The 14,142-nt window shown below is 45.5% G+C and carries 14 protein-coding genes; 9 read left to right on the forward strand and 5 right to left on the reverse strand.

All coding sequences use genetic code 11. From position 1 onward, the window contains the following. Positions 1–42 precede the first annotated feature (42 nt). The 6 genes from gap to VEJY3_RS11225 all read left to right on the forward strand — a co-directional run bounded on the left by gap (position 43) and on the right by VEJY3_RS11225 (position 6,470). Positions 43–1,038, forward strand: a complete 996-nt coding sequence (gene gap / locus VEJY3_RS11200) for a type I glyceraldehyde-3-phosphate dehydrogenase (RefSeq protein WP_014232584.1) — start codon at positions 43–45, stop codon at positions 1,036–1,038. 136 nt (positions 1,039–1,174) lie between these two features. Beyond that, on the forward strand, positions 1,175–2,059 hold the full coding sequence (locus VEJY3_RS11205; protein ID WP_014232585.1) for a D-hexose-6-phosphate mutarotase: 885 nt from the start codon (positions 1,175–1,177) through the stop codon (positions 2,057–2,059). Between the two features lie 206 nt (positions 2,060–2,265). Continuing rightward, positions 2,266–3,090 (forward strand): 23S rRNA (guanine(745)-N(1))-methyltransferase, encoded by an 825-nt coding sequence (gene rlmA / locus VEJY3_RS11210; protein ID WP_014232586.1) that lies wholly within the window; start codon positions 2,266–2,268, stop codon positions 3,088–3,090. Between the two features lie 94 nt (positions 3,091–3,184). After that, entirely contained in the window at positions 3,185–4,132 is a 948-nt protein-coding gene (locus VEJY3_RS11215) for a ChaN family lipoprotein (RefSeq protein ID WP_014232587.1), read from the forward strand. 242 nt (positions 4,133–4,374) lie between these two features. Continuing rightward, positions 4,375–4,734 (forward strand): hypothetical protein, encoded by a 360-nt coding sequence (locus VEJY3_RS11220; RefSeq protein WP_014232588.1) that lies wholly within the window; start codon positions 4,375–4,377, stop codon positions 4,732–4,734. Between the two features lie 158 nt (positions 4,735–4,892). Beyond that, positions 4,893–6,470, forward strand: coding sequence for an alkaline phosphatase (locus VEJY3_RS11225; protein ID WP_014232589.1), 1,578 nt, complete (start codon positions 4,893–4,895; stop codon positions 6,468–6,470). Positions 6,471–6,688: 218 nt separating this feature from the next. On the opposite strand, the gene VEJY3_RS11230 is transcribed toward VEJY3_RS11225, so the two are convergent. Together VEJY3_RS11230 and VEJY3_RS11235 are read right to left on the reverse strand one after the other, a co-directional pair. After that, positions 6,689–8,299 carry a mechanosensitive ion channel family protein gene (locus tag VEJY3_RS11230; protein ID WP_372378679.1) on the reverse strand — a complete coding sequence of 537 codons (1,611 nt, stop codon included), beginning with the start codon at positions 8,297–8,299 and terminating at the stop codon, positions 6,689–6,691. Positions 8,300–8,578: 279 nt separating this feature from the next. Next, positions 8,579–9,016: a YcgN family cysteine cluster protein gene (locus tag VEJY3_RS11235; RefSeq protein ID WP_014232591.1), complete on the reverse strand. Its 438-nt coding sequence runs from the start codon at positions 9,014–9,016 to the stop codon at positions 8,579–8,581. A 185-nt stretch (positions 9,017–9,201) separates the two neighbouring features. Between VEJY3_RS11235 and VEJY3_RS11240 the strand changes: the two genes are divergently transcribed. The 3 genes from VEJY3_RS11240 to aqpZ all read left to right on the forward strand — a co-directional run bounded on the left by VEJY3_RS11240 (position 9,202) and on the right by aqpZ (position 10,701). Then, positions 9,202–9,450 (forward strand): GlsB/YeaQ/YmgE family stress response membrane protein, encoded by a 249-nt coding sequence (locus VEJY3_RS11240; protein ID WP_014232592.1) that lies wholly within the window; start codon positions 9,202–9,204, stop codon positions 9,448–9,450. A gap of 124 nt (positions 9,451–9,574) precedes the next feature. Continuing rightward, positions 9,575–9,823 carry a YkgJ family cysteine cluster protein gene (locus VEJY3_RS11245; RefSeq protein ID WP_014232593.1) on the forward strand — a complete coding sequence of 83 codons (249 nt, stop codon included), beginning with the start codon at positions 9,575–9,577 and terminating at the stop codon, positions 9,821–9,823. Positions 9,824–10,002: 179 nt separating this feature from the next. Continuing rightward, positions 10,003–10,701: an aquaporin Z gene (gene aqpZ / locus VEJY3_RS11250; protein ID WP_014232594.1), complete on the forward strand. Its 699-nt coding sequence runs from the start codon at positions 10,003–10,005 to the stop codon at positions 10,699–10,701. Between the two features lie 80 nt (positions 10,702–10,781). Here aqpZ and recR read toward each other — a convergent pair whose 3' ends face one another. The 3 genes from recR to dnaX all read right to left on the reverse strand — a co-directional run bounded on the left by recR (position 10,782) and on the right by dnaX (position 14,136). Further along, the gene (recR, locus tag VEJY3_RS11255; protein WP_014232595.1) at positions 10,782–11,381 is read right to left on the reverse strand and encodes a recombination mediator RecR; all 600 of its coding nucleotides are present in this window, start codon (positions 11,379–11,381) and stop codon (positions 10,782–10,784) included. A gap of 30 nt (positions 11,382–11,411) precedes the next feature. Further along, positions 11,412–11,741: a YbaB/EbfC family nucleoid-associated protein gene (locus VEJY3_RS11260; RefSeq protein ID WP_014232596.1), complete on the reverse strand. Its 330-nt coding sequence runs from the start codon at positions 11,739–11,741 to the stop codon at positions 11,412–11,414. Positions 11,742–11,985: 244 nt separating this feature from the next. Continuing rightward, positions 11,986–14,136 (reverse strand): DNA polymerase III subunit gamma/tau, encoded by a 2,151-nt coding sequence (gene dnaX, locus VEJY3_RS11265; RefSeq protein WP_014232597.1) that lies wholly within the window; start codon positions 14,134–14,136, stop codon positions 11,986–11,988. Between the last annotated feature and the right edge of the window lie 6 nt (positions 14,137–14,142).

Below are 14,142 nucleotides of genomic sequence, written 5' to 3' on the forward strand. Positions count from 1 at the left end.
CCAGTTATCTTTAATCAGAAATTAAGTTGTGGAGCAACTATAATGACTATCAAAGTAGGTATTAACGGTTTTGGCCGTATCGGCCGTTTCGTTTTCCGTGCAGCGCAAGAGCGTAACGACATCGAAGTTGTAGGTATCAACGACCTTATCGACGTAGATTACATGGCATACATGCTTAAGTACGACTCAACTCACGGCCGTTTCAACGGTACTGTTGAAGTTGAAGGCGGTAACCTAATCGTTAACGGCAAAACTGTACGTGTAACTGCAGAGCGCAACCCTGAAGACCTAAAATGGGACGAAATCGGTGTTGACGTTGTTGCTGAAGCAACTGGTCTTTTCCTAACTGACGAGACAGCACGTAAGCACATCACTGCTGGCGCGAAAAAAGTTGTACTAACTGGTCCTTCTAAAGACGCAACTCCAATGTTCGTTAACGGCGTAAACTTCGACACTTACGCTGGTCAAGACATCGTTTCTAACGCTTCTTGTACTACTAACTGTCTAGCACCTATCGCTAAAGTTCTTAACGACAAGTTCGGTATCGAATCTGGTCTTATGACTACAGTTCACGCTACAACAGCAACTCAAAAAACTGTTGACGGTCCTTCTGCTAAAGACTGGCGCGGTGGTCGTGGTGCTTCTCAGAACATCATCCCATCTTCAACTGGTGCTGCTAAAGCTGTAGGCGTTGTACTTCCAGAAGTAAACGGCAAACTAACTGGTATGGCTTTCCGCGTACCAACTGCTAACGTTTCTGTAGTTGACCTAACTGTTAACCTAGTAAACGGCGCATCTTACGAAGCTATCTGTGCAGCAATGAAAGAAGCTTCTGAAGGCGAACTAAAAGGCGTTCTAGGTTACACTGAAGATGCAGTAGTATCTCAAGACTTCATCGGTGAAGTTTGCACTTCAGTATTCGATGCTAAAGCTGGTATCGCTCTAACTGACAAATTCGTTAAAGTTGTATCTTGGTACGACAACGAAATCGGTTACTCAAACAAAGTTCTAGACCTAATCGCACACATCTCTAAGTAATTAGAAACAGTGATTAGCTCTTAACTGAGTTGAAAAAGAGGCGGCTTTATAGTCGCCTTTTTTGTATCTGGAATTTGAGGGGTGTATTTGGGCTTCAAGCGCTCGCAACCTCTCCCAGCGATAGGAAAATAATCAGATGGATTTAAACACCCTTCCTGCCCTAACCGTCCTTTCTGACAATGTCACCGTAGTAGAAATCAATCAGGTCAAAGTTGTTCGTATCATTCACGATAAAGCAACCGCTGGTATCGCTTTGCACGGTGGTCATGTGGTGTCATACAAACCACAAGGTCAGGAAGATCTAATTTGGATGAGCGAAAAAGCCGTATTCGATGGCAAAGCCGCTTTGCGTGGTGGTATTCCAGTGTGCTGGCCATGGTTTGGTCGCATTGCTGCACCGGCTCATGGTTTTGCACGTACTACAGAATGGGAACTGATAGAACACCGTGAAAATGAAAATGGTGTGATTGTCGAACTTGCGTTGTTCCCAAGCGAAGAGACACACCAAATTTGGCCTCATATGTTTGAAACTCGCCTTTTGGTAGAAGTCGGCGATGAGCTGACAGTGACACTGAAAGTGCTGAATATCGATGACAAGGCATGGACATTCTCTGGTGCATTGCATACTTACCTTAACGTTGGCGATGTTTTACAGGCCCAAACTTCAGGCATGGGTAGCGAGTACATCGACAGCTTGAAAGGCAACGAGGTATGTCAAGGTGGTGAAGTCCTGCAACTGACCGACACCATAGACCGCGTATACACGCAGCCTGAAGCGCAGATCTTAGTCAAAGACCCTGTATTAGGACGCACTCTGAGCGTAGAAAACCATGGCCACAACTCAGCAGTACTATGGAACCCTTGGGCAGAAGGAGCTCAGTCAATGGGAGACATGGCTGATAATGGTTACGAAACCATGCTATGCGTCGAATCTGCTCTGCATGCTTCCAGTATTGATCAAGGCAAAACCTTGCAACCAGGTGAAAGCTACGAACTGGTTACCGTTATTTCCGCACAATAACGTCATCACAGCCGGTTTACGCCGGCTTTTTTATTGCTAGCAGTTCAACTTCACCCTTCTCTTCCCTGTTCTCATTTAAAATTTTATTTCTGGTCGTTATAAATCTAGAAAAGCACTCGCTAACCACGGCTATTTCACGGTTTTGTTTCACTTAAAGTCGTGCTTTTTGATAGAATTTGTCGCCCTACTTTCAGCTCGAGATCGTCATGAACTATCAATGCCCTCTATGTCACCAACCTCTTACATTAAGCGTAAAAACGTTTAAGTGTGAAAATAACCATCAATTCGACATGGCAAAAGAAGGCTACGTAAACCTGATGCCGGCGCATCATAAGCGTTCTAAAGATCCCGGCGATAACAAGGAAATGATGCAAGCGCGTCGTCGCTTTCTGGAAGGAAAGTATTACGATCCGATGCGCCAGGAAGTCGCCCGCCTTTGCACTGAGTACACCAAAGGAACGACTCACCAGCTGTTAGATATCGGCTGCGGTGAAGGCTACTACACCGATCTGGTACAAAAATCATTGCTAGCCCAAGATGAGCAAGCCGCCACGTTTGGTTTAGATATCTCGAAAATAGCCATTCGCTATGCAGCCAAACGCTACCCAGATTGTCATTTTAGTGTCGCATCAAGCCATAGACTTCCATTCTCGGATCAATCTTTGGATGCAATCCTGCGAATCTATGCGCCATGTAAAGCAGAAGAGCTCAAGCGTGTAATCAAAGATAATGGTGTCGTGATTACCGTTACGCCAGCAGGCAGACATCTTTACCAGCTTCGTGAACGAATTTACCAAGACGTTCGTCTCCACGATGAAACCCCTGAAACCATCGATGGCTATGAACTCGAGCAGCAACACCAACTTAACTATGTGATGGACTTGAAAGACGGAGACGCATTTGACCTGCTGCAAATGACACCATTCGCCTGGAAAGCGACTGACGAACTCCGAGAAGAGCTAAAATCCGCTACACTTTTCCAATGTGAGGCCGATTTTATGTTGCGTGTCTATCGTAAATCCGCGCATTAATACTGCTCAAGTACAACGCAGGTGAACATGGCTCTCGTTCACTTTAATTCTGTCGCCTCCACAAATATCTCTTAGACATTTTTGGAGGCTTCTCATGCGCTTTTCTATTTTAGGTCTTGCGTTTGCCATTGTGTTGACTGGTTGTGTCTCAACCCCAGCAACGATATCCACTCCCAATACCCCCGACGTGATCAGCTTTTACGATTACAAGTTGCACACCCCGTCAGGCACTCCTGTGTCCCTGACTGACCTGAATCCTGAGTTACTGCAAGCCGACGTAATCATGATCGGTGAATGGCACACTCATGCCGGTATCCACCGTTTCCAGACAGATATTCTGAAACAATTATCGAGCGGAAAACGCCCCATTGCCCTTTCAATGGAACAATTCAGTCGCGATAAACAAAGCGTACTAGACGAGTATTTAGATGGCCTGATTGGTGAGCAAACCTTCATCCAGCAAAGTGACGCCTGGCCAAACTATGAAAGTGACTATCGTCCCCTTGTCGAGTTTGCAAAACATGCAAATATTGCGGTAATTGCGGCTAACGCGCCGAGAAAAATTGTGCGCTGCATTGGCTTTAATGGTGTCGACTACCTAGATAAACTTGATAACAAACAACGTGGTTTTGTCGCTGCGACCATCAATACCGATGACAGCCAGTACAAAGACAAGTTTATGGCTTCCATGCATCACGGCAAGCCAGAGCAAACAGAAAAACAATACGCAGCTCAAATGACCTGGGACGAGACCATGGCCGAGTCCATTGTCGATTACCTCACTAAGCATCCGGGAACTCAAATGGTACATGTGGCTGGGAGGTTCCATATCGAGGGTGGATTAGGCACAGCTACATCGATCCTGAACCGCAACCCACGCTTAAACGTTGTTGTAATAACCCCAGTCACCGACATCACTTTAGACAGCTCCGATTATCAGCTTAAAGTGTTAGCGCCACCGGTTCGCTACGTGAAGGATAGCAATCGTATGAAAGCCTTTAGTCACCTGATCACGCGTAATACTGACCTTGAGTGTGAATAAACTACGCCCGAATTAAGATCACAAATCGCCATTTTATTGCGGCAAATCCAGTCTATCCAGAACGAGAATTGAATTATATCGGTCTGCTTTTTGCTTTGGTCTCTACGTAATTACAAGAGGCGGCAAGAACAGGCCTGTTTTTTATTTAAACGATTTAAGAATTGCCAAACGTTGCCGATAAAGTCCATAACTGCTTTTTACCCACACTCAATGAGCGAGTGTCGATTTTCAAGGAGTATGCGATGAATCCAGTAGGAAGCAATCAAGTTAATACTTACGCAAATTTGCAGTCCACTCTGACGTCGACAGAGAAAACCGCAGGAGAAGTCAACGCGTCACCAATAAAAGTGGAACAGAACAAAGTGACACTTTCTCCTGAAGGCAAAGCGCTTCTTACCGCTCTGCAAGAAATCGACCACAAAAGCAAAAAAGTGGAAGCGGAAAATAAAACTGTAGGTGAGAAGGTCGAATCATTTACGCATGGCGCTTTGGGAATGGATCGCCCTGATAAAATCGAGGAAGAGGAAGACAGCTCCTATTCTGCCGGACAATATCTCTCTGCCGCTTTAAGTGTGGGTGGCATTATTCTCGCGCTTGCATAATGGCCCAAAACATTGCCCAGTCGGTCACGACCTATTGGCTCGATGGGCAATTTGCTAGTCAATGAAAATGACAATCTGGTTAAGCTTTCATGACTTACACAAAAGTGTCATGATTTATTGTTTTAATGCCTGCGCTTTTAATAGACAAGGAAAATACAATGAAGCGCTTAGCATACCCTGTAGTTACCGCTCTTGCTGCCTCAACACTCTCTTTCAATGCCCTTTCAGCAGAGATCAAAAACGTCATTTTGATGATTGGTGATGGCATGGGCCCTCAGCAAGTAGGCCTACTTGAAACCTACGCAAACCACGCCCCGCACTCAATTTATAAAGGCGAAACCACAGCACTTTACAAATTGGCACAAGAAGGTGTGATTGGATCTTCTTTGACTAACCCTGAAGATGCTATCGTAGTCGACTCTGCTTGCTCTGCGACGATGCTAGCAACTGGGATGCCAACCGCTTCAGAAGTAATTGGTATTGATAGCCAGGGCAACCACGTTGAAACCATTTTAGAAAAAGCCAAAAGCAAAGGTAAAGCAACGGGCTTGGTTTCTGATACGCGCATGACGCACGCTACACCAGCAGCCTTTGCCGCTCATCAACCTCACCGTTCTTTAGAAAACGACATTGCTGTCGACATGCTGGAAACAGAAGTAGATGTTCTGCTTTCTGGTGGTCTTCGTCACTGGATTCCAGGTTCAGCGAATGACAAAGGCGACACTTACAAGCAGCTTGAGAAACTCACTCAAGGTAACGTTGCTCTTAAATCTAAACGTAAAGACGAGCGCAACTTGCTGACTGAAGCTCAAGAAGAAGGCTATAGCCTGGCATTTAGCCGCGATATGCTGGCTGAAGCAAAAGGTGACAAATTACTTGGTCTTTTTGCTAACTCAGGTATGGCCGATGGCATCGCGTACAGCCAAAGTAAAAACGATCCAAAACGCACACAACCTTCTCTTAAAGAGATGACCGTAAAAGCATTGGATGTTCTATCCAAAGATGAAGACGGCTTTTTCCTAATGGTTGAAGGCGGACAAATCGACTGGGCTGGACACAGCAACGATGCGGGCACCATGCTTCACGAAATGATTAAGTTTGATGAAGCGGTGAACTCTGTTTACGAATGGGCGAAAGGACGTGATGACACACTTATCGTCGTGACGGCTGACCATGAAACTGGCTCTTTTGGCTTCAGCTATTCATCAGCGAATCTGCCAAAACCAGAGAAGCGCAGCGGCGAAGCGTTCAAAAACAGAGACTACGCGCCTAACTTTAATTTCGGTGATTTCTCTATCCTTGATGGCTTGTACAACCAAAAAACCAGTTACTACGGCATGTTGGATAAATTCGCAGCATTACCTGAAGCAGATAGAACAGCGGAAAACTTAGCTAAGATCATCAACGAGAATAGCGATTTCCCTATCACAGCGGATCAAGCTGCGCACATTATGCAAGATAAGCCAAACCCATATCATGTAGACGGTCATAGCTACCTGGCACAAGAGCAAGTACCTGCTATTCACGATTTTGATGCGTTCTTCCCATATAATGACCGCACAAACTTGATTGCACGTGAGCATGCGACTGGCCAAAACACGGTATGGGGCACAGGTACCCACACGCATACTCCTGTAAATGTATTTGCTTGGGGACCGGCTGAGAAAATTCTCCCTGTATCTAAGATCATGCATCACTCTGAGCTGGGCGAATTCCTAAAGCAGCAAATCAAATAATCACTTTGCACTTACTTTACCACTTTGTGGTTTTTCAGACGCTCTCCCACGAGAGCGTTTTTTTATGGGTGAAAACTGAGGTCACACAAACCTATGCCGCTGATTGTTTTGCAATACTTCGGCTAATCACCTTCAACTCAATACTTGAACCTCTCTACCCGATAGAAACAAAAAAGCACTCAACAATATGAGTGCTTTTCCAAACAAAGGGCGAGCAATTAAGCGTCTTTCTTCTCAACCATATGCAGATGTACATCCTGTTGCGGGAACGGAATAGAAATGCCTTCTCGGTCAAAGCGAAGCTTCACTTCCTTGGTCACATCCCAGTAAACGTCCCAGTAATCGTCTGTTTTCACCCAAGGACGAACAATAAAGTCCACCGAAGAGGTATTAAGCGTATGCACTTTAATATTTGGCTCAGGCGTACGCAGCACGGCTGGGTGAGAAGTGATGATATCCGTCAGTACCGATTCCGCTTTTAACAAGTCATCCGCGTAGCCAATACCAAAAACCATATCCACACGACGAATGCGCTCATGGGTTACGTTTTTAATCACATCACCCCAGATTTTGCTATTCGGTACAATAATGATCTGGTTGTCGAAGGTGCGAATTGTGGTATTGACCAAGCTCATATGACTGACTTTACCATCCACACCACCAGCATAAACGAAGTCGCCAACATCAAACGGACGATAAATCAGAAGCATCATCCCTGCCGCAAAGTTAGACAAGGTGTCTTGCAACGCGAAACCAATGATCACACCGGCAATACCGAAACCCGTCAGGATAGGCGCAAGGTTCAGGCCAATCTGGGATAGACCAACCATAATACCGATCACCCATACGAACTTGCCGGACATCGAAATAAAGAAATCCTGCATCAAGTGGGAGAGTTTTAAGTTTTTAGACGCAACCGCTTTACTCATCACTTTGCGGGTTATTTTCGCTAATGCGCGAGCAATAACCAAAATTAATACGAAAATAAACAGTTGAAATAGGTGCTGTGGTGCATTTCCAGCTAACCAGTCCACTGCAGAGTTTGACCAGTGACTGACGATTGACCAGACAACTTTGCTGTTAAGTAAATCGTGAGTAATGCTACCAGTGACTTCAAATATTTGGCGCTTGTACTCAGAAGTTTCGATGCCAATCTTGTCACCAATAGACATCAAGTTACGCAGACTCTCAGTTGCAATCTCCAACCTGTGCTTAACGAGCATCTGGCTCAATTGCTGCGAGGCTTTTTCCGATTCAGGGCTAGAAGACAGCTGTCCGCCAATGATTTCGCTCTGCTGACTTAAGTACTGCACGGATGCAGAAAGCAAGCGAATACGCTTATCTACCGTTTCTTTAAATTTAGTTTCAGCACGCTTATTCTGTTCACCCAGTCGTTCTAACCAAACTAAGTTTTGCCAACTTGCCTCAAAAATCACGTCTAGATAGTGCTGAATCTCACGATAGTCATTAATGATCGACAGCTTTTCCTCATCCTTAGCCGCGTTCAGTTTTTCTGTCACTGACTTCGTTTTCGATGCCAGATAGGCTGTCGCATCGTTAGTGTATTTTTCTTGCGTTTTAACTAATTGAACCAGTTTTTTGTGCGGGATAGATTCTTTTTCAATCGCAGTCGCCAACTGAGCGCGTAGTTGTTGGTTTTTCTGAAAAAGCTGCAACTGGAGGGCATCACGCTCGTCACCATTTGTCTGAGCTAAGCTCTGCGTTAAGTCGATAATATCGATGTTCAGATTATCGATGGATGCTTCGGCCTCCGATACAACAGGCGCTTCTGTTTTCTCTGCCGCGTTTGCAAAGAAAGGATTCATCATCGCGATGAAAATAGAAAGTAACGCAACCCAAGGTGTCAGGCGATTTTTCTGCGGGAAACAAAACGTCATTTTTACCTCGTAAAAAACTGAAATCTCAAAATCGATCAGAGCTGGAACAGGCGAGAACATCACCTGTGTTTATTTTACATCACGTGAAGACAAGAACGGGTCAAAAGAAGGTATTAGATGTAAAAGTGAGGTAAGGCACACAGCAAAAGTGTGTCAAACCTCTTAGAACGGTAATTTTAAATTTGAGCGACACTCATATTGCTCAGGATATTACTCGTTAGGTAGTTCGATGATGTGATCTTCCCAGTCAACAACATCAATTTCATAAACAACACGATTACGCACACTCTCACCGGCTGCGTGCATCGCTGATTTAGACCCAGTAATCAGTGGGTGCCATTCGGGTAGCGGCTTATTTTGAGCCAAAAGACGATAAGCGCAAGTTAAAGGCAACCAGTTAAACTCCGGGATTTTTTCGCGCGTAAGCTTCAGGCACTCTTCTCCTGAAGAAAATCGATTAGGATAATCTTTACACGAGCATGTCTTACTGTTTAACCAGCTACACGCGACATTGGTGTAATACACCTCATCAGAATCTTCATCCATGAGCTTGTGAAGGCAGCACTTACCACAGCCATCACACAGAGACTCCCACTCCTCTTCGGTCATCTGTTCCAACGTTTTACTTTGCCAAAATGGAGTGCTCATACTTTCGGTCTCGCCAAGGGAATTAGGGGCGATTTATACCTTTCTCACCACAAAAGTTCAAGTATTCAGCAATTATCATCAAAGCGCATTTATCCGTTTACGACGATCAGAGATTTTCTGTTGGCATGCTCTATCCTTAAACCAGTGTAAGTTGGTTTAAATATTGATAAGAGGGAGAGTCACTTATGGGCATCATATCTTGGATAATCTTAGGTTTGATCGCAGGAGCATTAGCAAAGTGGTTAATGCCTGGTAATGACGGTGGTGGTTGGATTGCCACAATGTTTTTGGGGATTGCTGGTGCGTTTGTTGGTGGCTTTTTAGGAAGCTTTCTGGGACAAGGTGGCGCTACGGGTATCAACGTCGGCAGTATTATTACGGCGACTTTAGGGGCGTTTGTGATCTTATTTGTCTATAACCGTTTTCTTAAGTGACCATTCGACCAATCTAGAAGAGTACAAGTATTGCAACACTACTTGTACTTTTTTATGCAGTTCCCCTTCCAATCCACGTCAAAATGACCATAATTGCCACCTCAATTTTTAAGAGGTTTACATTATGGATTGTCGCTTAGGCTGTGGCGCGTGTTGTATCGCCCCAAGTATCTCTTCACCGATTCCCGGCATGCCAAACGGTAAGCCCGCTGGTGTTCGTTGCGTACAACTTAACGATGACAACCTTTGTAAGCTATTTGGTCAGCCTGAGCGACCAAAAGTCTGCCATGATTTCAAACCTTGTCCCGTTGTGTGCGGAAAGACCAACCAAGAAGCGCTGACGAATATTACTGAATTAGAGCAGTTAACGTAGGCCTTGCCCTATCTTTTCTCCCCACTTCACCGTTGCACTATCTTCGTTCTTTTGGTTTCATCTCTGAGACACTGTCGTACATACCATTCCTATTCTTTTCTTTTCGTGTTTTGCCTCACACTTAACTGACAATTCTCAACTATGTTCAGCAAGTTATAGAATAAGAAATAGGAAATTGCATGAATAAATATTTGGCTGAGGCTTTTGGTACGTTCTGGTTGGTACTAGGTGGTTGTGGTAGTGCGGTATTGGCCGCTGGATTTCCCGAAGTCGGCATCGGACTGTTAGGCGTGGCGCTGGCATTTGGTTTAACCGTTCTCACCATGGCATTTGCTATTGGCCATATTTCCGGCTGCCACTTGAACCCTGCCGTGACAATTGGCCTTTGGGCTGGCGGTCGTTTTGAGAACAAAGAGGTTTTACCTTACATCATCGCTCAGGTCATTGGCGGTATCATCGCGGGTGGAGCCCTATACGTGATTGCATCGGGTCAAATTGGCTTTGATATTGTCGCCTCAGGATTTGCAGCGAACGGTTACGGTGAGCACTCACCCGGCCAATACTCGATGTTAGCCGCTTTAGTAACAGAAATCGTCATGACCATGATGTTCTTGATTGTCATCATGGGTGCAACAGACAAACGAGCACCGGAAGGGTTTGGGCCAATTGCTATCGGCTTGTGCCTCACGCTTATTCATTTAATCAGTATTCCGGTGACAAACACTTCGGTGAACCCTGCACGTAGTACCGCTGTGGCTATTTATCTCGGTGACTGGGCCATCTCTCAATTATGGCTGTTCTGGATTGCGCCAATCATTGGGGGTGTTGTGGGTGCGATTATCTATAAAAACCTACTGGCTTCCGATTCAGACAATTAACCTTCCTATAAGCCATCAATAAGAAAACAATATCACTCGATAAACAGACAGAAAAAAGCCGCTGAATTCAGCGGCTTTTATTATAATTTGTGTCGACCTAACAGTGAGTGTGACAAGGTGGTGCCATCAACAAGTTCAAGTTCACCGCCAACAGGAACACCATGTGCAATTCGGCTTGCCTCGACTTGATGCTCTCTGCACAGCTCTGCGATGTAATGTGCCGTAGCTTCACCTTCTACCGTTGGATTGGTAGCCAGAATCACTTCAGTAATATCACCTCGGCGAAGACGATAATCGAGCACATCTAAGCCAATATCACTTGGACCGATACCATCAAGCGGAGATAAATGCCCCATCAAAACAAAGTATCGTCCGGAGTATTGTCCTGTCGCCTCTACGGCTGCGATGTCTGCCGGGCTTTCCACCACACAGATCTGACCGTTTTCCTGTCTTTTAGGATTGGTACAAATATGGCAGATGTCTTCTTCAGTAAAAGTGCGGCACTCTGAGCAATGGCCAATTTCCGTCATTGCCTGACTAAGAGCATCGGCGAGCTGTAAGCCGCCTTTTCTATCTCGCTGTAACAAATGAAAGGCCATACGCTGCGCCGACTTGGGACCAACCCCAGGTAGACAACGTAAGGCCTCCATCAATTGTTCCAGCATATGACTGGTACGCATTGAAAATCCGCTTAATTAGATTTCAGCAGATTAGAATGGCATTTTCATACCTGGTGGTAGTTGCATACCGCCAGTTACAGAAGCCATTTTCTCTTTTTGAGTTTCTTCAACGCGACGAGCCGCATCGTTGAATGCAGCCGCAATCAAATCTTCCAGCATTTCTTTGTCGTCTTCCATCAAACTTTCATCGATGTCAACACGACGTACATTGTGGCTACCAGTGATTGTAACTTTAACTAGACCAGCACCAGACTCGCCAGTTACTTCCATATTCGCGATTTCTTCTTGAAGCTTTTGCATGCGATCTTGCATTTGCTGGGCTTGCTTCATAAGGTTGCCCATACCGCCTTTACCAAACATGTTTATCTCTCTGGTTTGTGATACCAATCGTAGTAAATAACTGGTCATTCTAGCTTGTTAAAATACTCGATAACATCGTTGCAACTTTTCATTGTAGAATAACTACTTATCGAAAAATTACGCCTTGTCCTCAAGTATTTTTCCTGCGCTATTTCTGCTCATTTATTTACTGTGATTGCTATGAGGTGTTGCATCAATTAATGGGGTTATGACTTAACGTTTTCAACCCCACTCCGTTCGATTATTAGATAGGGCGCACGCTATCTTTCACAAGCTCTGCAGCAAATCGACGTTCAATAAAATGAACGTTTGGATCGTTTTCCAGACTATTCAGCGCTTGTTGTAACTTTTCTTGATAGAGTCGATCTCGCAATTCTAACGGTGTCTCACCAGCATCACTTATTTCCACTGTTAAATGGCAATCTTCACCCAAAAGCGTGTTTAGAGCTTTGAGCAATTCACCTTGTGCTCTATCTGTATTTAAGTGTGCCTGAGCACTTCTCAGCTGCAAAGAAACGGTGGAACCTTCTTTACTATAATGTGAGTTTAGCGCAACTTGCTCCACCAGCTTAGGCATGTTCATCAGACTAATGAGTTTTGCCCACTCATTTTGCTCTAGAGACTCATCGACCAGCTTCTGCGCCATTTCAGGCGTTTTTTCATGCTCAAGCGCTTGCTTGAGCTGCGTAGGTGTCAGTTTCGTATTGACTTTCGTCTCAGCAGGTTTGCTTGGACGCCAGCGATACGCTTCTTCAACGACTTGCTCTTCCGCTTGAGGCATTGAGCTTGGCGACACCTGCGCGGAACTGCCGTGTCTTTGCGCGACACGATCAAGAACCGACTCTGGTTTAGCAGATGTCGCTTTAGGCTTTTTTGGACCACCACTTTGCTGCGGGGCACTTTGTTGTAAACCCTGACGCTGAGAGCGAAGTTGGTGACGTAAACCACTTAAGCCGCCACGAGACGGTGCTGCTTGAACCCGCTCTGACGCTTGCTGAGGTTGAGCCTGAGGCGCAGGGTTCTCACTCATTGGTGGCGCCATATCATATTGAGCAGGTGGCACTTCGTACTTAGCCGGTTGATACTCTGGCTGGTATTGAGGCGCTTCCTGCATTGGAGCCTGATTGTTGACTACAGGCTGGCTTACTGGCTGATTAACTGGTTGCGGTGACGACACTTGCGACGGACGCGACTGCGGGGGTTGAACCGACGCTTGTTGATTTGGCGTAGCATTACCCTGGCTCGATCGAGCTGCCGGCGCTGTTTGTTGCGTTGGAGCCGCAGTAGAAATAGTGTTAGCAACGTTATTCGCCGACGGACGAAATGCCATCATGCGCAATACGATCATTTCCATGCCAACACGGCCGTTTGGTGACAATGAGAGATCTTCACGACCTTTTATCGCAACTTGATAATAAAGCTGCACATCTTGTGGACTGAGCGCTTTACTTAATAATTCTATTTTTTCTGCATCAGGCTGAGCTTGATCTAAAGTAGATGGCAAAGCTTGATACATAGCAATTCGATGTAATTGGGAAGCCAACTGTTGCAACAAGCCGTCCCACTCAACGCCATTGGACGCCAGTTGTTGGATTTTCTCTATGGCTTGCTGAGGCTGCTTGCTACTGATCGACTCAAGTAAGTGAATCGCCTGATCGGTGTCGATCGTGCCTAGCATATGGCTAACGGTATCCACTTGTACCACACCATTGCCTAAAGCTATCGCTTGATCAGTCAGACTCAGTGCATCACGCATACTGCCATCAGCCGCATGGGAAATCATACCCAAAGCTTTAGACTCTGCTGAGACCTGCTCTTGCTCAAGGATATAATCAAGCTGCTGGTGAATTTCATCAACACTGATTGGCTTCAGATGGAACTGCAGACAACGAGACAAAATCGTCACAGGCAACTTTTGCGGATCGGTTGTCGCCAGTAAGAACTTAACGTATTCCGGCGGCTCTTCCAGTGTTTTCAACAGTGCATTGAAAGAGTGACGCGACAACATGTGTACTTCATCGATGAGGTACACCTTAAAGCGTCCACGAGCAGGCTTGTATTGAACGTTGTCTAACAGTTCACGAGTGTCTTCAACTTTAGTACGTGAGGCCGCATCGATTTCTAGCAGGTCAACAAATCGACCCTCATCGATTTCGCGGCAAGTATCACATTGACCACAAGGGGTTGCGGTAATACCGGTTTCACAGTTCAGCCCTTTGGCAAACAAACGGCCGATACTCGTCTTACCAACACCACGAGTACCACTAAACAAGTACGCATGATGGAGGCGATTTTGCGCTAACGCATTCTCCAATGCCGTCAGGACATGTTTCTGCCCCACGACCTGGTCAAACTTATTAGGACGCCATTTTCGCGCTAAAGCTAAATAACTCATTGAATG

The sequence above is a fragment of the Vibrio sp. EJY3 genome (assembly GCF_000241385.1).
GTDB classification, from domain to species: domain Bacteria; phylum Pseudomonadota; class Gammaproteobacteria; order Enterobacterales; family Vibrionaceae; genus Vibrio; species Vibrio natriegens.